The 21882-nt window shown below is 72.0% G+C and carries 13 protein-coding genes and 2 tRNA genes; 9 read left to right on the top strand and 6 right to left on the bottom strand.

The annotated features are described in order from the left end of the window. Nucleotides 1–27: 27 nt before the first annotated feature. The 4 genes from ACPOLB_RS20905 to msbA form a co-directional block, all read right to left on the bottom strand. Entirely contained in the window at nt 28–8628 is an 8601-nt protein-coding gene (locus ACPOLB_RS20905; RefSeq protein ID WP_425257968.1) for a hypothetical protein, read from the bottom strand. Between the two features lie 333 nt (nt 8629–8961). Beyond that, nucleotides 8962–11370: a penicillin acylase family protein gene (locus ACPOLB_RS20910; RefSeq protein WP_425257969.1), complete on the bottom strand. Its 2409-nt coding sequence runs from the start codon at nt 11368–11370 to the stop codon at nt 8962–8964. A gap of 65 nt (nt 11371–11435) precedes the next feature. Continuing rightward, on the bottom strand, nt 11436–12020 hold the full coding sequence (locus ACPOLB_RS20915; RefSeq protein ID WP_425257970.1) for a peroxidase-related enzyme: 585 nt from the start codon (nt 12018–12020) through the stop codon (nt 11436–11438). A 20-nt stretch (nt 12021–12040) separates the two neighbouring features. Continuing rightward, on the bottom strand, nt 12041–13765 hold the full coding sequence (gene msbA / locus ACPOLB_RS20920; protein WP_425257971.1) for a lipid A export permease/ATP-binding protein MsbA: 1725 nt from the start codon (nt 13763–13765) through the stop codon (nt 12041–12043). Nucleotides 13766–13871: 106 nt separating this feature from the next. On the opposite strand from msbA, the gene tolB reads away from it, so the two are divergent. From tolB to ACPOLB_RS20950, 6 genes are all read left to right on the top strand, one after another. After that, entirely contained in the window at nt 13872–15140 is a 1269-nt protein-coding gene (gene tolB / locus ACPOLB_RS20925; protein WP_425257973.1) for a Tol-Pal system beta propeller repeat protein TolB, read from the top strand. Nucleotides 15141–15237: 97 nt separating this feature from the next. Beyond that, nucleotides 15238–15813, top strand: a complete 576-nt coding sequence (gene pal, locus ACPOLB_RS20930) for a peptidoglycan-associated lipoprotein Pal (RefSeq protein WP_425257974.1) — start codon at nt 15238–15240, stop codon at nt 15811–15813. 2 nt (nt 15814–15815) lie between these two features. Next, nucleotides 15816–16604: a tol-pal system protein YbgF gene (ybgF, locus tag ACPOLB_RS20935; protein WP_425257976.1), complete on the top strand. Its 789-nt coding sequence runs from the start codon at nt 15816–15818 to the stop codon at nt 16602–16604. A 14-nt stretch (nt 16605–16618) separates the two neighbouring features. Further along, complete coding sequence (locus ACPOLB_RS20940) at nt 16619–17407, top strand: tRNA threonylcarbamoyladenosine dehydratase (RefSeq protein ID WP_425257977.1); 789 nt, start codon at nt 16619–16621, stop codon at nt 17405–17407. Nucleotides 17408–17459: 52 nt separating this feature from the next. Continuing rightward, nucleotides 17460–17535, top strand: a tRNA-Lys gene (locus ACPOLB_RS20945). Nucleotides 17536–17565: 30 nt separating this feature from the next. Then, nucleotides 17566–17641: transfer RNA gene (locus ACPOLB_RS20950), tRNA-Lys, on the top strand. 7 nt (nt 17642–17648) lie between these two features. On the opposite strand, the gene ACPOLB_RS20955 is transcribed toward ACPOLB_RS20950, so the two are convergent. Continuing rightward, complete coding sequence (locus ACPOLB_RS20955; RefSeq protein WP_425257978.1) at nt 17649–18848, bottom strand: acyltransferase family protein; 1200 nt, start codon at nt 18846–18848, stop codon at nt 17649–17651. Nucleotides 18849–18957: 109 nt separating this feature from the next. Between ACPOLB_RS20955 and ACPOLB_RS20960 the strand changes: the two genes are divergently transcribed. From ACPOLB_RS20960 to ACPOLB_RS20970, 3 genes are read left to right on the top strand one after another with little or no spacing between them, the layout of a single operon-like run. Next, on the top strand, nt 18958–19911 hold the full coding sequence (locus ACPOLB_RS20960) for a LytTR family DNA-binding domain-containing protein (protein WP_425257979.1): 954 nt from the start codon (nt 18958–18960) through the stop codon (nt 19909–19911). Nucleotides 19912–19919: 8 nt separating this feature from the next. Beyond that, the gene (locus ACPOLB_RS20965) at nt 19920–20408 is read left to right on the top strand and encodes a hypothetical protein (protein WP_425257980.1); all 489 of its coding nucleotides are present in this window, start codon (nt 19920–19922) and stop codon (nt 20406–20408) included. Next, nucleotides 20405–20779 carry an ArsC family reductase gene (locus tag ACPOLB_RS20970; RefSeq protein WP_425257981.1) on the top strand — a complete coding sequence of 125 codons (375 nt, stop codon included), beginning with the start codon at nt 20405–20407 and terminating at the stop codon, nt 20777–20779. The genes ACPOLB_RS20965 and ACPOLB_RS20970 overlap by 4 nt, the downstream gene beginning before the upstream one ends. A 9-nt stretch (nt 20780–20788) precedes the next feature. Here ACPOLB_RS20970 and ACPOLB_RS20975 read toward each other — a convergent pair whose 3' ends face one another. After that, nucleotides 20789–21880 carry a DNA alkylation repair protein gene (locus ACPOLB_RS20975; protein WP_425257982.1) on the bottom strand — a complete coding sequence of 364 codons (1092 nt, stop codon included), beginning with the start codon at nt 21878–21880 and terminating at the stop codon, nt 20789–20791. Nucleotides 21881–21882: the final 2 nt, after the last annotated feature.

Genomic DNA, 21882 nt, shown 5'->3' on the forward strand with positions numbered 1-21882 from the left:
GCCGGGCCCTGCGGGCCGGCCGGGCGCTTAGATCAGCGGCCCGTTGCGGCTCAGCTCGTCGTCGAGCAGGCTGCGCAGCGCGCTGCTGGCCACCAGCGTCGACGCACTGCCGCTGGCGTTGCCGGGCGCCGCCGCCGGGGTCGAACCCGTCAGCAGCTCGGCCGCAGGCGCCGCCAGCAGCTCGCCGGCGTCCGGCAGCGGGGCCGGGGCCTGCTTGCCGAACCACACGTCGGCCATCTCGCGGCTCTGGCCGTCGGCCGTGGTGTAGCTGGACACCATGCCGACGTAGTTGCCGTTCTCGACGCGGTCGGTGGTGGCGTAGCTCAGGTCCAGCTCGACGATGCCCATGTCCACCAGGCCGCGCAGTTCGCCGGTGTCGGTCCTGCCGTCGGCATTGGCGTCGACCCACAGCTTCAGGTCGTTGAAGGCGGCGTCCGCAGCCGTGATCTTGCCGTCGCCGTTGCTGTCCTCGGTGGCCAGCGCGGCGTAGCCGTTGCCGGCGCGGCTGCCGTCGGCGGTGCGCGTGGCCACGCCGTACAGCTCGGTGCCGTCGTTGATGCTGCCGTCGCCGTTGCGGTCGCGCACCAGCAGCGCGTCACCACCGCCAACCCAGCCCACCTGCTGCGTGGTGCCGGTGCCGTTGAGGTCGAAGTTCACCCCGTTCGACGCCGCCAGCGTGGTGACGCCGTTGCCGTCCAGGTCCAGCACCAGCGGCGAGGCCACCAGCATCGAATCCAGCTGCGTCGACGTCATCACCGCGATGTCGGCGGTCTCGAACGCCGCCACCTGGGCCATCGAGAAGGCCTGGATGTCGGTGGTCTCCAGACCGGCGATCTGGTCGGTCGTGAAGGCCACGATCTGGTCGGTCGTCAGCGCCGCAGCCTGCGCCGTGGTCAGCGCCGCGATGTCGTCGCTGGACAGTGCCGCGAAGGCTTCGGTGCTGATGGCCGCGTACTGCGCGGTCGTCAGCGCCGCCAGCTGCTCGGTGCCCAGCGCCACGATGTCGGCGCTGTCGAGTGCCGCGATGTCGGCGCTGTCGATGGCACGCAGCTGCGTGGTCGTCAGTGCAGACAGCTGCTCGGTGCCGAGCGCGCCGATCTGCTCGCTGTCGAGCGCCCGGATCTGCGTCGCGGTCAGCGCCGTGATGTCGGCGCTGCCGATGGCCACCAGGTCGGCCGTCTCGATGGCGGCGATCTGCGCCGTCGTGAAGGCCGCCAGCTGCGCCGTGCCCAGGGCTTCGAACTGCAGCGAGCCCAGCGCCTCGATCTGCGCCGTGCCCAGCTTGGCCACCTGCGCCACCGTGAGCGCGGCGATGTCGGCCGTCTCCAGCGCGGCCAGGTCGGCCGTCTCGAAGGCTGCCAGCTGCGCCGTGGTCAGCGCGGCGACCTGGGCCGTCGTCAGCGCCACGATCTGCTCGGTGGTGAAGGCCACGACCTGGTCGGTGCCCAGTGCGCGGATCTGCACCGTGCTCAGGGCCTGCAGGTCGGCCGTCTCCAGCGCGGCGACGTCGGCCGTCTCCAGCGCCTTGATCTGGGCCGTGGTCAGTGCGGCGACCTGCGCCGTGCTCAGCGCTGCGACCGACTCGGTGTCGAGCGCGGCGATGCTGGCGGCGGTGAGCGCGCGGATCTGCGCGGTGCTCAAGGCCGCGACGTCGGCCGACTCCAGGTTCGCGACCTGGTCGGTCGTCAGCTTGGCGATCTGCGCCACCGTCAGCGCGGCGAACTGTTCGGTGCTCAGCGCGTTCAGGTCTTCCGTGCTCAGACCGGCGACTTGCGCGGTGGTCAGGGCAGCCACTTGCGCGGTCGTCAGCGCAGCCATCTGCTCGGTGCCCAGCGCGTTGAGTTGGTCGGTGCTGAGCACGCGGATGCTGGCCGTGCTGAGCGCTTGCAGGTCGGCGGTCTCCAGCGCGGCGACGTCGACCGTCTCCAGCGCCTTGATCTGCGCCGTGGTCAACGCGGCGACCTGCGCGGTGCTCAGCGCAGCGACCGACTCGGTGTCGAGCGCGGCGATGCTGGCCGCGGTGAGGGCGCGGATCTGGGCCGTGCTCAGCGCAGCGACGTCGGCCGACTCCAGGTTCGCGACCTGGTCGGTCGTCAGCTTGGCGATCTGCGCGGCGGTCAGCGCGGCGAACTGCGCGCTGTCGAGCGCGTTCAGGTCTTCGGTGCCGAGGTTGGCGACCTGCGCGGTGGTCAGCGCCGCCACCTGGGCCGTCGTCAGCGCGGCCATCTGGGCCGTGCCGAGGGCGTTCAGCTGGTCGGTGCCGAGCACGCGGATGCTGGCCGTGCTGAGCGCCTGCAGGTCTGCGGTCTCCAGCGCGGCGACATCAGCGGTCTCCAGCGCCTTCACTTGCGCCGTGGTCAGCGCAGCGACCTGCGCGGTGCTCAACGCAGCGACCGACTCGGTGTCGAGCGCGGCGATGCTGGCGGCGGTCAGCGCGCGGATCTGTGCGGTACTCAGCGCGGCGATGTCGGCGCTCTCCAGGTTGGCGACCTGCTCGGTCGTCAGCTTGGAGATCTGGATGCCGGTCAGCGCGGCGAACTGTGCGCTGTCGAGCGCGTTGAGGTCTTCGGTGCCCAGGCCGGCGACTTGCGCCGTCGTCAGGGCAGCGACTTGCGCCGTCGTCAGCGCGGCCATCTGGGCCGTGCCGAAGGCGTTCAGCTGGTCGGTGCCGAGCACACGGATCGCGGCCGTGCTCAGCGCTTGCAGGTCGGCGGTTTCCAGCGCGGCGACGTCGGCGGTCTCCAGTGCCTTGACCTGGGCCGTGGTCAGCGCAGCGACCTGCGCGGTGCTGAGTGCAGCGACCGACTCGGTGTCGAGCGCGGCGATGCTGGCAGCGGTGAGCGCGCGGATCTGTGCCGTGCTCAGGGCCGCGATGTCGGCGCTCTCCAGGTTGGCGACCTGCTCGGTCGTCAGCTTCGCGATCTGCGCGGCGGTGAGCGCCGAGAACTGCGCGCTGTCGAGCGCGTTCAGGTCTTCGGTGCTCAGGCCGGCGACCTGCGCCGTCGTCAGGGCAGCGACTTGTGCGGTGGTCAGCGCCGCCATCTGCGCGGTGCCCAGCGCGTTGAGCTGGTCGGTGCTCAGTGCGCGGATCGCGGCGGTGCTCAGGGCCTGCAGGTCAGCCGTCTCCAGTGCTGCCACATCGGCGGTCTCCAGCGCCTTGATCTGCACGGTGGTCAGCGCGGCGACTTGCGCGGTGCTCAGCGCCGCCACCGACTCGGTGTCGAGCGCAGCGATGCTGGCCGCCGTGAGGGCGCGGATCTGTGCCGTGCTCAGGGCAGCGACGTCGGCGCTCTCCAGGTTGGCGACCTGCTCGGTCGTCAGCTTGGCGATCTGCGCGGCGGTCAGCGCGGCGAACTGCGCGCTGTCGAGCGCGTTCAGGTCTTCGGTGCTCAGGCCGGCGACTTGTGCCGTCGTCAGGGCAGCGACTTGCGCCGTCGTCAGCGCGGCCATCTGGGCCGTGCCGAGGGCGTTCAGCTGGTCGGTGCCGAGCACGCGGATGCTGGCCGTGCTGAGCGCCTGCAGGTCTGCGGTCTCCAGCGCGGCGACATCAGCGGTCTCCAGCGCCTTCACTTGCGCCGTGGTCAGCGCAGCGACCTGCGCGGTGCTCAACGCGGCGACCGACTCGGTGTCGAGCGCGGCGATGCTGGCGGCGGTCAGCGCGCGGATCTGTGCGGTACTCAGCGCGGCGATGTCGGCGCTCTCCAGGTTGGCGACCTGCTCGGTCGTCAGCTTGGAGATCTGGATGCCGGTCAGCGCGGCGAACTGTGCGCTGTCGAGCGCGTTGAGGTCTTCGGTGTTCAGGCCGGCGACTTGCGCGGTGGTCAGCGCCGCCACCTGGGCCGTCGTCAGTGCGGCCATCTGGGCCGTGCCGAAGGCGTTCAGCTGGTCGGTGCCGAGCACACGGATCGCGGCCGTGCTCAGGGCCTGCAGGTCGGCGGTTTCCAGCGCGGCGACGTCGGCGGTCTCCAGTGCCTTGACCTGGGCCGTGGTCAGCGCAGCGACCTGCGCGGTGCTGAGTGCAGCGACCGACTCGGTGTCGAGCGCAGCGATGCTGGCAGCGGTGAGCGCGCGGATCTGCGCCGTGCTCAGTGCGGCGACGTCAGCGCTCTCCAGGTTGGCGACCTGCTCGGTCGTCAGCTTGGCGATCTGTGCGGCGGTCAGCGCGGCGAACTGCGCGCTGTCGAGCGCGTTCAGGTCTTCGGTGCTCAGGCCGGCGACCTGCGCCGTCGTCAGGGCAGCGACTTGCGCGGTGGTCAGCGCCGCCATCTGCGCCGTGCCCAGCGCGTTCAGCTGGTCGGTGCTCAGCACGCGGACCGCGGCGACGCTCAAGGCCTGCAGGTCGGCAGTCTCCAGCGCAGCGATGTCGGCTGTTTCCAGGGCCTTCACTTGCGCCGTGGTCAGCGCGGCGACCTGCGCCGTGCTGAGTGCAGCGACCGACTCGGTGTCGAGCGCGGCGATGCCGGCCGTGGTCAGCGCACGCAGTTGCGCGGTGCTCAGCGCCGCGACGTCGGACGTCTCCAGGTTGGCGACCTGCTCTGTGGTGAGCTTGGCGATCTGCGCCGTCGTCAGCGCGGCGATCTGCGCCGTGCCCAGCGCGTTCAGGCCTTCGGTGCTCAGGCTCGACACCTGCGGCGTGGCCGTCAGCGCGGCGACCTGCGCCGTCGTCAGGGCCGCCATCTGCGCGGTGTCCAGCGCGGCGAGCTGATCGGTGCTCAGCGCGCGCAGCTGCACCGTGCTCAGTGCCTGCAGGTCGGCCGTCTCCAGCGCGGCGATGTCGGCCGTCTCGAGCGCCTTGATCTGCGCGGTGGTCAGCGCGGCGACCTGCGCGGTGCTGAGTGCGGCGACCGACTCGGTGTCGAGTGCGGCGATGCCGGCGGTGGTGAGGGCGCGGATCTGGGCCGTGCCCAGCGCCGCGATGTCGGCGCTCTCCAGGTTGGCGACCTGCTCGGTCGTCAGCTTGGCGATCTGCGCGGCGGTGAGTGCCGCGAACTGCGCGCTGTCGAGCGCGTTGAGGTCCTCGGTGCTCAGGCCGGCGACCTGCGCCGTCGTCAGGGCAGCGACCTGCGCCGTCGTCAGCGCGGCCATCTGGGCCGTGTCGAAGGCGTTCAGCTGGTCCGTGCTCAGTGCGCGGATCGCGGCGGTGCTCAGGGCCTGCAGGTCAGCCGTCTCCAGCGCGGCGACGTCAGCGGTCTCCAGCGCCTTGATCTGCACGGTGGTCAGTGCGGCGACCTGGGCGGTGCTGAGTGCAGCCACCGACTCGGTTTCGAGTGCGGCGATGCTGGCAGCGGTGAGCGCGCGGATCTGTGCCGTGCTCAGGGCCGCGATGTCGGCGCTCTCCAGGTTGGCGACCTGCTCGGTCGTCAGCTTGGCGATCTGCGCGGCGGTGAGTGCCGCGAACTGCGCGCTGTCGAGCGCGTTCAGGTCTTCGGTGCTCAGGCCGGCGACCTGCGCCGTCGTCAGGGCAGCGACTTGTGCGGTCGTCAGCGCAGCCATCTGCGCCGTGGTCAGCGCGTTCAGCTGGTCGGTGCCGAAGGCGCGCAGCTGCAGCGTGCTCAGGGCCTGCAGGTCGGCGGTCTCCAGCGCGGCGACGTCGGCCGTCTCCAGGGCCTTGATCTGCACGGTGGTCAGCGCGGCGACCTGGGCGGTCGTCAGGGCGGCCACCGACTCGGTGTCGAGCGCTGCGATGCCGGCGGCGGTGATCGCGCGGATCTGCGCCGTGCTCATCGCGGCCAGGTCCGCGGTCTCGATGTTGGCGATCTGGTCGGTCGTCAGCTTGGCGATCTGCGCCACCGTCAGGGCCGAGAACTGCGCCGTGGTCAGCGCGTTCAGGTCGGCGGTGTCGATGTTCACGAGCTGCGGTGCCGTGGTCAGCGCAGCCACCTGCGCCGTGGTCAGCGCGGCGAACTGCTCGGTGCTCAGTGCGTTGAGCTGGTCCGAACCCATCGCACGCAGCTGCTGCGTGCTCAGGGCCCGCAGGTCGTCGGTCTCCAGTGCGGCGACGTCGGCCGTCTCCAGGGCCTTGATCTGCGCGGTGGTCAGCGCGGCCACCTGGGCCGTGCCGAGGGCAGCCACCGACTCGGTGTCGAGCGCGGCGATGCCGGCTGCAGTGAGCGCGCGGATCTGCGCCGTGCTCAGCGCGGCGACGTCGGCGCTCTCCAGGTTGGCGACCTGCTCGGTCGTCAGCTTGGCGATCTGCGCGGCGGTCAGCGCGGCGAACTGCGCGCTGTCGAGCGCATTGAGGTCTTCGGTGCTCAGGCCCGCGACTTGCGCCGTGGTCAGGGCAGCGACTTGCGCGGTGGTCAGCGCGGCCATCTGCGCGGTGCCCAGTGCATTGAGCTGGTCGGTGCCGAGGGCACGGACCGCGGCGACGCTCAGGGCCTGCAGGTCGGCGGTTTCGAGTGCTGCGACGTCGGCCGTCTCCAGCGCCTGGACTTGCGCCGTGGTCAGCGCGGCGACCTGTGCGGTGCTCAGCGCAGCGACCGACTCGGTGTCGAGCGCGGCGATGCTGGCGGCGGCCAGGGCACGGATCTGCGCGGTGCTCAGCGCAGCCACGTCGGCCGACTCCAGGTTCGCGACCTGCTCGGTCGTCAGCTTTCCGATCTGCGCGGCCGTGAGTGCCGCGAACTGCGCGCTGTCGAGCGCGTTCAGGTCTTCGGTGCTCAGGCCGGCGACCTGCGCCGTCGTCAGGGCAGCGACTTGTGCGGTGGTCAGCGCCGCCATCTGCGCGGTGCCCAGCGCGTTCAGCTGGTCGGTGCTCAGCACGCGGACCGCGGCGACGCTCAAGGCCTGCAGGTCGGCGGTTTCCAGCGCGGCGACGTCGGCCGTCTCCAGCGCCTTCACCTGCGCCGTCGTCAGCGCGGCGACTTGCGCGGTGCTCAATGCAGCCACCGACTCGGTGTCGAGTGCGGCGATGCTGGCGGCCGTGAGCGCGCGGATCTGCGCGGTGCTCAGCGCGGCGACGTCAGCCGATTCGAGGTTCGCCACCTGCTCGGTCGTCAGCTTGGCGATCTGCGCTGCGGTCAGCGCCGAGAACTGCGCGCTGTCGAGCGCGTTCAGGTCCTCGGTGCTCAGGCCGGCGACCTGCGCGGTGGTCAGGGCAGCGACTTGCGCGGTGGTCAGCGCCGCCATCTGCGCGGTGCCCAGCGCGTTGAGCTGGTCGGTGCTCAGTGCGCGGATCGCGGCGGTGCTCAGGGCCTGCAGGTCGGCGGTCTCCAGCGCGGCGATGTCGGCGGTCTCCAGCGCCTTGATCTGCACGGTGGTCAGCGCGGCGACCTGCGCCGTGCTCAGTGCAGCGACCGACTCGGTGTCGAGTGCGGCGATGCTGGCAGCGGTGAGCGCGCGGATCTGTGCCGTGCTCAGGGCAGCGACGTCGGCGCTCTCCAGGTTGGCGACCTGCTCGGTCGTCAGCTTGGCAAGTTGGGCGGCGGTCAGCGCCGCGAACTGCGCGCTGTCGAGCGCGTTCAGGTCTTCGGTGCTGAGGCTGGCGACCTGCGCGGTGGTCAGCGCAGCGACTTGCGCGGTGGTCAGCGCCGCCATCTGCGCCGTGCCCAGCGCGGTCAGCTGGTCGGTGCCGAAGGCGCGCAGCTGCAGCGTGCTCAGCGCCTGCAGGTCGGCGGTCTCCAGCGCGGCGATGTCGGCGGTCTCCAGCGCCTTGATCTGCGCGGTGGTCAGCGCGGCGACCTGCGCGGTGCTCAGCGCGGCCACCGACTCGGTGTCCAGGGCTGCAATGCCGGCGGCGGTGAGGGCGCGGATCTGCGCGCTGGTCATCGCGGCCAGGTCGGCGGTCTCGAGGTTGGCGATCTGCTCGGTGGTCAGCTTGGCGATCTGCACGGCGGTCAGCGCCGCGAACTGCGCGCTGTCGAGCGCGTTCAGGTCTTCCGTGCCCAGCGCGGCGGTCTGCGTGGTGGTCAGGCCGGCCACCTGGCTGGTGGTCAGCGCGGCCATCTGCGCCGTGCCCAGCGCGTTCAGCTGGTCGGTGCCGAGCGCGCGGAGGCCGTTGACGCCCAGCGCCCGCAGGTCGGCGCTCTCCAGCGCGGCCACATCGGCCGTTTCCAGCGCCTTGATCTGTGCCGAGGTCAGCGCCGCGGCCTGCGCCGTCGTCAGCGCGGCCACCTGCTCGGTGCCCATCGCGGCGATGTTGGCGGTGGTGATGGCGCGGATCTGCGTCGAGCTCAGGGCCGCCAGGTCGTCGCTGGCAAAGGCCGCCATCTGCTCGCTGCCCAGCGCGCGGATCTGCGCCGTCGTCAGCACGGCGAACTGCGCGCTCGTCAGCGACGTGAAGTCGGCGCTGTCCAGGCTGGACAGCTGCCGCGTCGTCAGGCCGGCCACCTGGTTGGTGGCGAGTGCAGCGAACTGGTCGGAGCCGAGCGCGCCGAGCTGCTCGGTCGACAGCGTGCGGAAGCTGCTGACCGAGATGGCCTTCAGCGAGTCGGGCAGGAAGGCGCCGAACTGCGCCGTGTCGAGCACGCTCAGGCCCAGCGTCGGGATGGCGGCGATCTGCGCCGTGGTCAGGGCCTGGATCTGCGCGGTGCCGAAGGCATCCCAGTCTTCCGTGTTCAGCGCTGCGATCGTGCTCGTGGCCAAGCCAGCGATCTGGGCGGTGGTCAGTGCGGAAATGATGGAGGCCATGTGTTCGGTCCTTGAAGCGCTTGACGGCTCGGCTGCTGTTTCTTGGAGCCCGGGTCCTGCGGCGGCTGCCGATACGGCCAGCCCCACCTCCCCCCGGGTTCCTACCGTCGGGATATCGGAGACGCTGTCGAGGACTTGAGGCGGCCGCAGAAATGACCCGTCTTCGCGGCACGAATCGACGAATCCGCGCCCTGGCGTGTGACGGAGTTGGCAACACGCGGCCGCCAGGCGGGCCCCGGGGCCCGGTGCGCAGCAGCGTGTGGGAGGTGAAGTCGGTGCGCGCTCAGGGGCACGCGCGGGTGCGCAGGCGCGCTCAGCGGTGCGCCGGCCGGCTCACGGACGCTGCAGCAGCAGCGCGTCGCCCACGCGCGCACGTTCCACGTCGGCGGCGTGGAAGGGCAGTGCGGGCCACTGCTTGCGCGCGTACAGGCGCAGCTGGTCGACCGCGTGCGGCGACGCCGGGTCGCTGCTCTGGCCGTAGGTCAGCAGCGCGTGCGCCACCGGCCCGCGGGCGTCGAAGCCCACGGTCTGCACGTAGCTGGTGCCGTGGTCGGTGACCAGGCCCTGCGCGCCGATGCCATTGGTGGCCAGCGCGGAGATCTTGTTCAGCACGCCCAGATGTTCGTCGCCGCCGTGCACGGCCACCGGACCGGCGGGGCTGGGCGTGACCTGCACCGCCCACAGCGGTGCGTCGAGCGCGAAGCCGAAGCCACGCACCTTCTGCACCGCGCCGGCCAGCGCTGCCCACACCTGGGCGGCGACGGCCGGGTCGGCCATCTGCAGCCCGGCCGGCGTCTCGGCGCGGCGCTGCAGGTCGAACGGCACGCGGTGCACACCGGGGATGGCGACGGCCGTGCGCCAGAACTCGCTGAACAGGTGCGCGCCGCGGGCGTCGAGGTTGGTGGTGGTGTCCCACTGCCGAAGTGCGGCGCAGCCGTCGCGGGCGTCCGGCGAGGCCGGGCCGGGCGCGGCTGCGCAGGCCGCCAGCAGGTCGGGCAGCACCAGGCGGCCGATCAGGCTCTGGTTGGCGAACAGCTGCTGCTGCACCGCGGTCGGCGTGAGCTTGCCGCGCTCCACGAGGTCGCGGATCTCCAGCAGCCCCGCGCGTGTGCGCGGGCGGCGGATGATGGGGTCGCCCACCAGCGGGCTGATCACGTCCCAGCGCTGCCGCGGCCAGTGGGTGTAGACGAAGCTGTCGTTGCTGTTGTGCACCCAGTCGCTGCGCAGTGCGATCGGCATGCGCTCGATCGGCGTCAGCCCCGGCACGGCCGCCAGCGGCTCGCGGCGCCAGCCGCAGTCGGCGCGGCTGCCGTCCAGCACCACCAGGCCGGCGCCGCCCAGCAGCGCCGCCGCGGGCTTCGACGGCGCGCAGCGCTGCAGCTGTGCCGCGTCGACATCGGGCACCACGCTGACGTCGGCGTACAGCGCGCGGCCGTCGCGGTCGGCCGCGATGGTGTTGACCCACGGCAGGCCCAGGTTGCGCAGCGCATCGCGCAGCTGCATCACGCTGCGCGCGCCGGCAAAGCCCAGCCAGGTGTCGGCGGCACGCGCGTTGCCGGTGTTGGCGTCCTGCACGGCATAGGCGGTGGAGGCCGTCCAGTGCAGGCCGGCGCGCGGCAGCACCAGCACCGGGCCCCAGCGTGTGCTCCACAGCGTGTGCTGCCTGTCGACCACGCTGCCGTCGGCCTGGCGCACGCCGATCTTCAGCGTGCGAGGCGTCATCGGGTGCGGCCGGCCGTCCACCAGGTAGGTGGTGGGGCTGCCGAGTTGCAGCGCCAGCTCGTGCAGCGTGAAGCGCTTGCCGGTGGAGACGGTGTGCGACCAGGCCACGTCGCGGTTGAAGCCGATCTGCACCAGCGGCAGGTGGGCGACGCCGGCACCCATCACGTCGAAACGGCCGGGCACCGTGAGGTGCATCTGCCAGAAGCGGTTCACGCCCTGCCACGGGAAGTGCGGGTTGCCCAGCAGCAGGCCGCGGCCGTCGGCCGTGGTGTCGCGGCCGAAGGCCCAGGCGTTGGAGCCGATCGGCGGGTCGGCCAGGCCCAGCGCATGCACGGCGGCCGCCGCGTCGGTCAGGTCGACCGGGGCCGGCGCGGTGTGCGAGGCCGGGGACGCCACCGGCGCCGGCGGCCGCGCCGCCAGCACGGCGTCGGCCAGCGCGCCGATGCCGGCCTGCACCGCCGACAGCTCGATCATGCGGCGCCACTGCGCCAGCGTCATCGGCTGCACCCAGGGCTGGCCGTTGCAGGCGGCCGGCAGTGCGCCGGCGCGGTCGGCGAGAAAGCGGTTGTAGCCGGCCACGTAGCCCTGCGCCAGCGCCTGTGCATCCGCGCTGGCCGCGGCCCAGGCGCGCTCCAGCGCCGCGTCGTCCATGTGCGCGGCGACGAAGAAGTCGATCTGCTCGTTGGGCAGCATGCGCAGCCCGAGCAGGCCGCTGGCGGCGCCGAACCAGCGCGCGCGCTCGCCGCGCACGGTGACGAGGTGGTTGGCCGTCATGCACACGTTGTCCTGCGCATGCGCGTAGGCCACGCCATAGGCCAGTGTCTGCAGGTCGGGCGCGCTGATGTGCGGCACGCCGTGCGCGGTGCGCACGATGCGCGCGGTGCGCTCGGGCAGGGCCGCGGCCGGTGCAGCGGCGCCGGTGGGGGTGGGGGTGCCGGGCGAGGAGCAGGCGGCCAGCGCCGCCACTGCCGCCAGCACCAAGGGGGCGGCCGGGCGGGCGCCGCAGGGGATCGGGTTCATGGATGCTCCTCCTCGTGGCCGGCGGCGCGTGGGTCTGCGCCCTGCGCCTGCGCGAGCGGGTGCCGTCAGGCCTTGTTCTTCGGCACGCGTCCCATCAGGTAGAACGCGTCGTTGGGTCGCATCCCGGTGACGTTGGCCATGCGGTTGCTCAGGCCGAAGAAGGCCGTGATGGCGGCGATGTCCCAGATGTCCTCGTCGCTGAAGCCGTGCGGGCGCAGCGCCGCGAAGTCGGCGTCGTCGACCTCGTGGCTGCGCTCGCAGACCTTCATCGCGAACGCGAGCATCGCGCGCTGGCGCGGCGTGATGTCGGCCTTGCGCCAGTTCACCGCCACCTGGTCGGCCACCAGCGGCTGCTTCTCGTAGATGCGCAGGATCGCGCCGTGCGCCACCACGCAGTACAGGCAGTGGTTGGCGGCCGAGGTGGCCACGATGATCATCTCGCGCTCGCCCTTGGTGAGGCTGCCCGTCTCCTTCAGCAGCAGCGCGTCGTGGTAGGCCATGAAGGCCCGCCACTCGGCCGGCCGGTGCGCCAGCGCCAGGAACACGTTGGGCACGAAGCCGGCCTTGGCCTGCACCTCGAGGATGCGCGCGCGCAGGTCCTCGGGCAGGTCGTGCAGCTCGGGCACGGGGTAGCGCGAGATCGCGGTCATCAGAGGTCTCCTCCTGGTGTTCAGCTGCGGAACTGCATCGCATGCAGCCGCGCGTACAGGCCGCCGTGCGCCAGCAGCTCGGCGTGCGTGCCCTGCTCGGCGATGCGGCCGGCGTCCAGCGCCACCACGCGGTCGGCGTGCTCGATGGTCGACAGCCGGTGCGCCACCACCAGCGTCGTGCGGTTGCGCATCAGGCGCTCGAGCGCTTCCTGCACGGCGCGCTCGCTCTCGCTGTCGAGCGCCGAGGTGGCCTCGTCGAGGATCAGCACCGGCGCGTCCTTGGCGATGGCCCGCGCGATCGCCAGGCGCTGCCGCTGCCCGCCCGAGAGCTGGCTGCCGTTGTGGCCGATGGTGGTGTCCATGCCCTGCGGCAGGCTGCAGACGAAGTCCCACAGGTTGGCCGCACGCAGCGCGGCCTCGATGGCCGCGCGCGGCATCTCCGCGCCGAGCGCCACGTTCGCGGCCACGCTGTCGTTGAACAGCACCACGTCCTGGCTGACCAGCGCGAACTGCCGGCGCAGCGCCGCCATGTCCCACGCGGGCAGCGGGACGCCGTCGAGCGTGATGCTGCCGCTGCCGGGTTCGATGAAGCGCGGCAACAGGTTCACCAGCGTCGACTTGCCGGCACCCGACGGGCCCACCAGCGCCACCGTCTCGCCCGCCGCCACCTGCAGCGTGATGCCGTCGAGCGCGGGCGTGCCGTCGTCGCCGTAGCGCAGGCCGACGCCGTCGAAGCGGATCTCGCCGCGGGCGCGCGCCACGGCGTGGCTGCCGCCTTGCTCGCGCGGGCTGTGGTCGATCAGGTCGAGCGCCCGCTCCACCGCGGCCAGGCCGCGCGTGATGGGCGCCATCACGTCGGACAGGTGCTTGATGGGCGCCACCAGCATCAGCATCGCGGTGATGAAGGCGACGAAGCCGCCGACCGTGCCGCCGGCGCTGCTGCTCTGCCACAGCGCCACCGCGATGACGGCGCTCAGCGCGCAGGCCGACATGATCTGCGTCAGCGGCGTCATCGTGCCCGAGGCCACCACCGACTTCATCGTCAGCCCGCGCAGCTGCTCGGCGCGCTGCATGAAGCGCGCCGTCTGCGGCCGGGCCGCGCCGTGCAGCCGCACGATGCGCCAGGCCAGCGTGTTCTCCTCGACCACGTAGGCCAGTTCGTCGGTGGCGGCGTGGCCGTCGACCGACAGCTGGTGCAGCCGCCGGCCCAGCAGCCGCATCACGAAGGCCACGGCCGGGAACAGCAGGCCCACGAACAGCGTGAGCTGCCAGTTCAGCCACAGCAAGTAGGCCAGCAGCGCCACCAGCGTCAGCGAGTCCTTGACCAGCGTCAGCAGCGAATTCACCAGCAGCGTGGTGCCACTCTGCACCTCGTAGACCAGCGTGTTGGTCAGCCGGCTGGCGGTGTGCGTGGTGTAGAGCGCCGGCGCGGCCGACAGCACGCGCGCGAACATGGCCTCGCGCAGCTGCAGCACGGCGCGGTTGGCGGCCCAGGCCAGCCCGTACTGCGCCACGAAGCCGGCGATGCCGCGCACCGCGAAGATGCCGACGATGGCCAGCGGGATCATCCACAGCGGCAGGTTGCGGCCGGTGAAGCCCTGGTCGAGCAGCGGGCGCATCAGTTCAGGGATGGCGGGCTCCGTGGCCGCGCCGACCAGCGATCCGAGCGCTGCCGCGACGAGGCCGCGGCGGCTGTTCCGGAGGTAGGGCGCCAGGCGGGCGAAGCGCTGCAGCAGGGTCGGCATCGGAAGGGGATTATCGGTGCCTACAATCCGCAACACGCCACAGCGCGGGCCGAAGAAGAATGGCAGGGCATTGAACTCTCACCGCGAAACACGGTCCACCGGCTCCATGGGGTCACGCCGACACTTTCTACTCAGCACGCTGGCAGCCACGGCCGCAGCGCCAGCAGCGGCACAGTTCCGCATCGAGATCTCGGGCCTGGGCGGCACGCAGATGCCGATCACGGTGGCCAGCTTCCGTGGCGAGGCCGGCGTGCCGCAGCCCGTGTCGGCCATCATCCGCGCCGACCTGCAGCGCAGCGGCGTCTTCAAGCCCAGCGACGCTCCGCTGCCGCTGGACGAGAACAGCAGCGTCGCGCTGCCCGAGTGGCGCGACCGCGGCGCCGACGCGCTGGTGGCCGGCTCGGTCACGCGCCTGGCCGATGGCCGCTACGACCTGCGCTTCCGGCTCTGGGACATCGTCAAGGGCGAGCAGGTGCTGGGCCAGAGCAAGGTCGTCGTCGAAGCCGACCTGCGCCTGGCCGCGCACCGCATCGCCGACGAAGTGCACGAGAAGCTCACCGGCGAGCGCGGTGTGTACGCCACGCGCATCGCCTACGTGGTGAAGAGCGGACGCCGCTACACGCTGCACATCACCGACGCCGACGGCGAAGGCGGGCAGGTGGCGCTGGCCAGCCCCGAGGCCATCATCTCGCCGGCCTGGTCGCCGGACGGCAAGGAACTGGCCTACGTCTCGTTCGAGTCGCAGAAGGCCGTGGTCTGGGTGCAGAACCTGATGACGGGCGCGCGGCGCCAGATCGCCAACTTCCGCGGCTCCAACAGTGCGCCGGCCTGGTCGCCCGACGGCAGCACGCTCGTCGTGACTCTCTCGCGCGACGGCCTGGCGCAGTTGTATGCGATGTCGCGCAACGGCGGCACGCCGCGGCGGCTGACCATCAGCAACGGCATCGACACCGAGGCCGTGTACGCGCCCGACGGCTCGTTCATCTATTTCGTCAGCGACCGCGGCGGCGGCCCGCAGATCTACCGCGTGGGGGCCGGGGGCGGCAACGCCACGCGCGTCAGCTTCGTCGGCAACTACAACATCAGCCCGGCCATCAGCCCCGATGGCAAGACGCTGGCCTACATCACGCAGCAGGGCGACGCCTTCAAGCTGATGACGCAGGACCTGGCCAGCGGCGCCGTGCAGATCCTCACCGACACGGTCGACGACGAAAGCCCCAGTTTTGCGCCGAATGGCCGGCTTCTCGTGTACGCGACGCGCCTGCAGGGGCGCGACGTGTTGATGACCACCACGCTCGATGGCAAGATCAAAACCCGCCTGTTGACGACCACGGGCGACATGCGCGAGCCGGCCTGGGGGCCGTTCGCCCGCTGACGATGAGGCCCACCGGACATGCGGTCACCCGCCCCGGCGGCCAGTTGCGTCCCGGGGCTTGCGAGACAATTTCCTTCCACCGTTGGAGAACTTGAAGATGAAGCGCACTTCCACCCCCGTGCTGGCCGGTCTGGCCATGGCCGCCCTGCTGGCAGCTTGCAGCTCCACCCCGACCACCACGTCGACGACACCGGTGGAGACGCGCACCCCCGTGACCGCCGTGGCACCGAAGCCTGCGACGCCGGCCACGCCGTCGGGCACCGCGCAGTCCACCGTGCAGACCGTGGACCTCGCCGCGCAGAACGCCGCCGCCGCCGCCGCTTCGGCGCGTGCTGCCGCCGCCTCCGCCGCGCGCATCGTGTACTTCGACTTCGACAGCTACGTCATCAAGGACGAGTTCAAGCCCACCATCGACGTCTTCGCACGCCTGCTCAGCACCAACAAGTCGCAGAAGCTGATCGTCGAAGGCCACGCCGACGAGCGCGGCGGCCGTGAGTACAACCTGGCCCTGGGCCAGAAGCGCGCCGAGGCGGTGGCCAAGTCGCTGGCCGTGCTGGGTGCCGGCGACGCGCAGGTCGAGGCCGTGAGCTTCGGCGAGGAGCGGCCGGCCGACACGGCCAAGAACGAGGCGGCCTGGGCGAAGAACCGCCGCGCCGAGCTGAAGGACCGTTGATCATGGCCGGGCGCATCGTCGCGCCGGTGCTGCTGGCCATCGGCCTGCTGGGCGGTGGTGCAGCGCACGCAGGGCTCTTCGACGACGAAGAGGCGCGCAAGGCCATCGTCGACCTGCGCCAGAGCCTGGCCAAGGTCGAGGAGCAGAACGCGCAGCGTGCTGCCGAGAGCGCCGCCGCCAACGCGGCGCTGCTGGAGCAGATCACCGCGCTGCGCCGCAGCCTGCTCGACCTGAACAACCAGCTCGAGACCATGCGCGCCGACATCGCCAAGCTGCGCGGCAGCGACGAGCAGCTGGCGCGCGACGTGGCGGAACTGCAGCGCCGGCAGGGCGACGTCTCGCAGACGCTCGACGAGCGCCTGCGCCGGCTCGAGCCGGTGAAGGTGTCGCTCGACGGGCGCGAGGTGCTCGTCGACCCCGAGCAGAAGCGGCAGTACGACGAAGCCATCGCCACCTTGCGCGGCGGCGACTTCGACAAGTCGGTCGCGGCCCTGGGTGCCTTCCAGCGCCGCTTCCCGGGCAGCCCGTACGCCGATTCGGTGCGTTTCTGGCTCGGCAACGCGCTGTACGGCAAGCGCGACTACAAGGAGGCCATCACGGCCTTCCGCGGCTTCGTCAGTGCCTCGCCCGACCATCCGCGTGCCCCCGAGGCCCTGCTCGCGCTGGCCAACAGCCAGGCCGAGATGAAGGACCCGCGCGGCGCGCGCAAGACCATCGAGGATCTGCTGAAGGCCTACCCGCAGTCCGAGGCGGCGCAGGCCGGCAAGGAGCGGCTGGCATCGTTGAAGTAGCCACAGCCGCGGCCGTGCCGGGCGCGCGGCCCGCCGCCGAGGCGGCCGACCTGGAGCGCCGCTTCGGCGGCCTGCGCCGCCTGTACGGCGACGCGGGCTATGCCCGCGTGCGCGCCGGCCGTGTCGCCGTGGTCGGACTGGGCGGCGTCGGCTCCTGGACGGTCGAAGCCCTGGCGCGCAGCGGCGTGGCGCAACTGGTGCTGTTCGACCTGGACCACGTCGCCGAATCCAACATCAACCGCCAGGTGCAGGCCCTGGGCAGCACGCTGGGCCAGGCCAAGGGATTGGCGCTGCGTGACCGCATCGCCGACATCCATCCGGGCTGCGACGTGCGCGTGGTCGATGATTTCGTCGGCCCCGAGAACTGGCCGGCGCTGCTGCCGGAGCCGGTGGACGTGCTGGTCGACGCCTGCGACCAGGTGCGGGCCAAGGCCGCGCTGGCCGCGTGGGGCCTGGCGCAGCAGGTGCCGGTGGTCTGCGTGGGCGCGGCGGGCGGCAAGCGGCTGCCGCAGCGCGTCGAGGTCGACGACCTCGTTGCCACCACGCATGACCCGCTGCTGGCCAGCCTGCGCCAGCGCCTGCGCAAGCACCACGGCGCCGCGCGCGCGGGCTGCATCGGGCTGCGTTGCGTGTTCTCGCGCGAGAGCGTCGCGATGCCCGAGGCGGCGTGCGGCACGGACCCCGGTACAGACCCCGGCACAGACGGCACTCTGAACTGCGCCGGCTACGGATCGAGCGTCACGGTGACCGCCACGTTCGGCATGGTGGCGGCCGGCGAGGCTATCGCTGCATTGCTGCGCTGAGACCACTTCCACAAGCCGCAAAATCCTGGCTATAATGTGAGGCTCTGCGGACGGGTCGTTAGCTCAGTCGGTAGAGCAGCGGACTTTTAATCCGTTGGTCGCGTGTTCGAGTCACGCACGACCCACCACGTGACAACGCGAGTTGCGCGAGATCTTTCGGGCTCCTAGCTCAGTTGGTAGAGCAGCGGACTCTTAATCCGTTGGTCGACAGTTCGAATCTGTCGGGGCCCACCAACTTTCCTCAACGGCCTGGCGGCGACGCCAGGCCGTTGTCGTTGGTGCCTGCCCCGCGCGCCGGCCCCAGCCCCAGCCAGGGCCGCAGCCAACCGATGCGGCGCGCGGCCAGGTAGGTGGCCCAGCAGCCCGCCGCGGTGACGGCCACCAGCACGGCGGCTTCCAGCGCCTGCGGCCAGTGCCGTTGTGCCAGGTGGTGCGCGGCCACCACGATGATGGTCTGGTGCACGATGTAAAACGGGAACACCGCCTCGCGCAGCGTGTGCAGTGCCGGGCCGTCGCGCTCGCGCAGGTGCCGCCGCGCGAAGCCCAGCACCGCGAGCACCGGCGTCCAGTGGCGCAGCCCGCCCAGCGCCAGCCAGGCCGGCTGCGCCCAGGCGGGCAGGGCGTCCCAGCCTCCCAGCGCCGCCAGCAGGCGCGGCATCCCCAGCAGCGAGACCACTGCCGCAGCGAGCGCCCACCAACGCAGCCGCTCGGCGGCGGCCCAGGCGCCGTGGCGGTCGTCGCGCTGCCCGAACAGCACGCAGCCCAGCACGAACAGCGGCACGTACAGCGCGTGGTTGAACCAGTCGCCCACGACATCGTGCGTGGACGGGAAGTGCGGCACCAGTTGCCGCGACAGCCCCAGCACCAGGCACGGCACCCACAGCAGCCGCGCGCCGCCGGACAGCCGCTGCCACGCTGCGGACCGGGCCCAGCGGCCGCCGCCCAGCCGCAGCGCCGCCAGCAGCAGCGCGGTGTAGACCCACAGGTAGGCCACGAACCACAGGTGGTTCCAGGTCGGCAGCACCAGGCAGTCGCCGCCGCGGCAGAAGCTGCCATCGGCCTGGAAGTAGCGCACCAGGAAGTCGGCATAGCTGCCGTCGTAGCCGAGCTTCTCCACCACCTCCAGGTACGCCTGCGGCGGCACCACCACCGCCATGCCGAACAGCAGCGGCGGCAGCAACCTGCGGCTGCGCCCGCTCAGCCCGGCGCCGGGTCCGCCGCGCTGCAGCAGCAGCGCAGTGGCCGCCCCCGACACCACGAACAGCAGCGGCAGCCGCCACGGTGCCGACAGCAGCATCCAGCTCTCAAGCGCCGGCACCGGCTGCGGTGACTTCACGTGCCAGTCCCAGGGCACGTAGAACATGCCCACGTGGTACAGGATCAGCAGCCCGAAGGCGCCGATGCGCACCCAGTCGAGTTCGGTCAGACGTCGTTCTTGCATGGCGGCAGCTTGCGCGCCGCCGCCGGGCTGGTGTGCCCGCGGTGACGGGCCGTGGCTGCGTGGTGACGGGCCGCGACCCGGCCGGGACGGCTGCTTACACTGCAGCGCGATGCCTGCCTTGCCGCCCCCCGCCACCCCTGCCACCGCCGATCGGCAGGAACGCTGGCTGCAGCGCTACCTGGCGGTGCGCCGCCCGGTCGAGGTGCTGCTGTGGCTGCTGCTGGCCGCAGTGCAGGTGGTGGCCAACACGCTGGTGACGCAGATGGACCTGGCGCGCATCGGCGTGCAGCTGGCGCCGTGGGAGGTGCCGACCTGGGAGATCACGAGCAACCTGGTCTGGCTGCTGCTGATTCCCGGCGTGGTCTGGGTGCTGGGCCGCTGGCCGCTGCACTGGGGCGTGCTGCGCCGCCATCTGCCGCTGCACCTGCTGGCGGCCGGCGTGTGCTGCGTGCTGCACGTGCTGGGCATGGTGCTGCTGCGGCAGCTGGTCTACCTGGCCTACGGCAGCCACTACGCCTTCGACGACTGGCCTCGGTTGCTGGGTTACGAGGCGCTGAAGGACCTGCGCAGCTACGTGCTGGTGGTGGCGGCCGTGCTGCTGTACCGGCTGCTGCTGTGGCGCTGGCAGGGCGAGGCGCGCTGGCTCGCGGCCGCACCGGCGGCGGTCACGCCGACCCCCGAGCCCGTGCCCGTGGCCGAGCCAGCAGCGGCCCCACCCGAACGCCTGCTGGTCAAGAAGCTGGGCAAGGAGTTCCTGCTGCCCGTGGCCGAGATCGAATGGGTGCAGGCCTGCGGCAACTACGTCAATCTCCACCGCCAGCAACACGACTATCCGTTGCGCGCGACACTGGCCGGCATCGAACGACAGCTGGACCCGCAGCGTTTCGTGCGCGTGCACCGCAGCTACCTCGTGAACCTGGCGATGGTGCATGCGATCGAACCCACCGAGTCCGGCGACGCCCGCGTGCGCCTGCGCGACGGCGCCAGCGTGCCGTGCAGCCGCACGCACCTGGACGCCCTGCGCCAGCGCGCCGGGGGCGGCCCGCAACGCACCACCGGATGAGGCGCCCGATGCTGAAGACCCTGTCGATGGCAGTCTGCGCGCTGGCCCTGCAGGCCTGCGCCGTGGCGCCGCCCGCGGCGCCGGGCCAGAGCCAGGCCGACCTGCAGCAGCGCCTGGGCACGCCCACCGGCCGCTACGCGCTGCCGGACGGCGCGACGCGGCTGGAATTCGCCCGCGGACCCTTCGGCCGCGAGACATGGATGGTCGACGTGGATGCCAGCGGCCGCGCCACCGCGGTCCGGCAGGTGCTGAACGAGGCCAGCTTCGCCGCGTTCCAGGCGCGCGCGCCGGGCATGCCGCGCGACGAGTTGCTGCGCACGCTCGGACGCCCCGGCGAGCGCCGCCACGGCGGCTGGCAGGGCGGCGAGGTCTGGTCCTGGCGCTACCCCACGAACGATTGCCTGTGGTTCCAGGTCTCGATCGGCGACGATGGCCTGGTCCGCGATGGCGCCTACGGCATCGACCCGCGCTGCGACGCCGCCAGCGACCGGCAATGAACACGAAAGCAAGCCCAACGATGATCGTCTACGGCATTCCCAACTGCGACACCGTCAAGCGCGCCCGTGCCTGGCTCGCCGACCAGCGCATCGCGCATGACTTCCACGACTTCAAGAAGGCCGGCGTGCCCGTGGCGCGACTGGACGCCTGGCTGGACGCCGTGGGCTGGCAGAAGCTGCTGAACCGCCAGGGCACAAGCTGGCGCAAGCTCGACGAGGCCACGCGCAACGGCGTCGTCGACGCGGCCACCGCGCGCGCCGTGCTGCTGGCGCAGCCCAGCACCATCAAGCGCCCGGTGGTCGAATGGCCCGACGGCCGCATCAGCGTCGGCTTCGACGCCGCAGGCTGGGCCGCGCCGCCGCGTTCCTGAGCGCGGCGATCAGGCCAGTCGCAGCGTGAACGCGGCGCTGGCGACCACGCGGCCGTTGACCTGCACGTCCACCGCGTGCCGGCCGGCGTGGTAGCGGCGCGTGGTGATGGGCTTGACCGCGTGGCGCTTCGTCAATGCCAGCGTGCCGTGCGCGGGCAGCGTCGCCGTCCAGCCCTTGAAGACCTTGGGCGTGGTGCTGCCGTCGGCCTTCACGTGGTGCACCGCGTAGTCGATGGCCAGTGCCTGCGGCCGCGCGGCGGTGCTGGCCAGCGCCAGGTGCAGTTCCAGATGGTCGCCCAGCACGATGGCGTGCGGCGCCACCGACAGCGTCGCCGTGCCGCGCAGCGGCTGCCCCAGCCCCCAGGCCGCGAGCACACGCCGGTCGCCGCGCTTGATGAGCGTGCGGCTGGCGTGGCGCAGCAGCTGGCGCCGTTCCTTGCCGGCACCGGGCAGGTGGGTCTCCAGCCACGCGGCGACCAGCGCCGGGTGGTCCTTGGCGATGTCGTTCAGGTGGTTGGCGACGCTGCGACGCACGTACGGGCTGGGGTCGTCCTGCAGCGCGGCCAGCAGCGGCAGCGCCGGTGACGGATCGGCCACCAGCGTCTTCAGCTGCAGCCCCCAGGGCAGGCGTGGGCGGCTGCCTTCGCTGACGAGGCGGCGCACGTGCTCGCTGTCGTCCTGCGCCCAGCGCGCCAGCGTCGCGAAGACGTGCTCCGGGTGCGCGACGATGAACGGCCGGATCGCGAACTCGGCCGTGAAGCGCTGCGTCAGCGCGTGCAGCACCGCCAGCGCAAGCACGGGCTGCTGCAGTCCGCGACGGGCGACGAACTCGCCCACCGGCCACAGGATCCAGCCTTCCAGCGCGCCGTCGCCGCGCAGCACCGTGTGCAGGACCTCGGCTGCCGCCTCGAAGTCGGCCGGCAGCGTGTGCTCGAGCGCGTCGCAGATCTGCAGCGCGCGTGCCTTCATCTCCAGCGCGTCCAGGTCCGCGCAGGCGCGCCGCACGAAGCCGTCTGTGTCGAAGCCGGGCCAGGCGGCGTGCAGCCGCTCGGCCGCCTGCCGGATGCCGGCGGGGTTCAGCAGGTTCTTGAACGGCTCCATGC

Origin of the sequence: Rubrivivax soli (assembly GCF_049810355.1) — a bacterium.
GTDB lineage: Bacteria > Pseudomonadota > Gammaproteobacteria > Burkholderiales > Burkholderiaceae_C > Rubrivivax.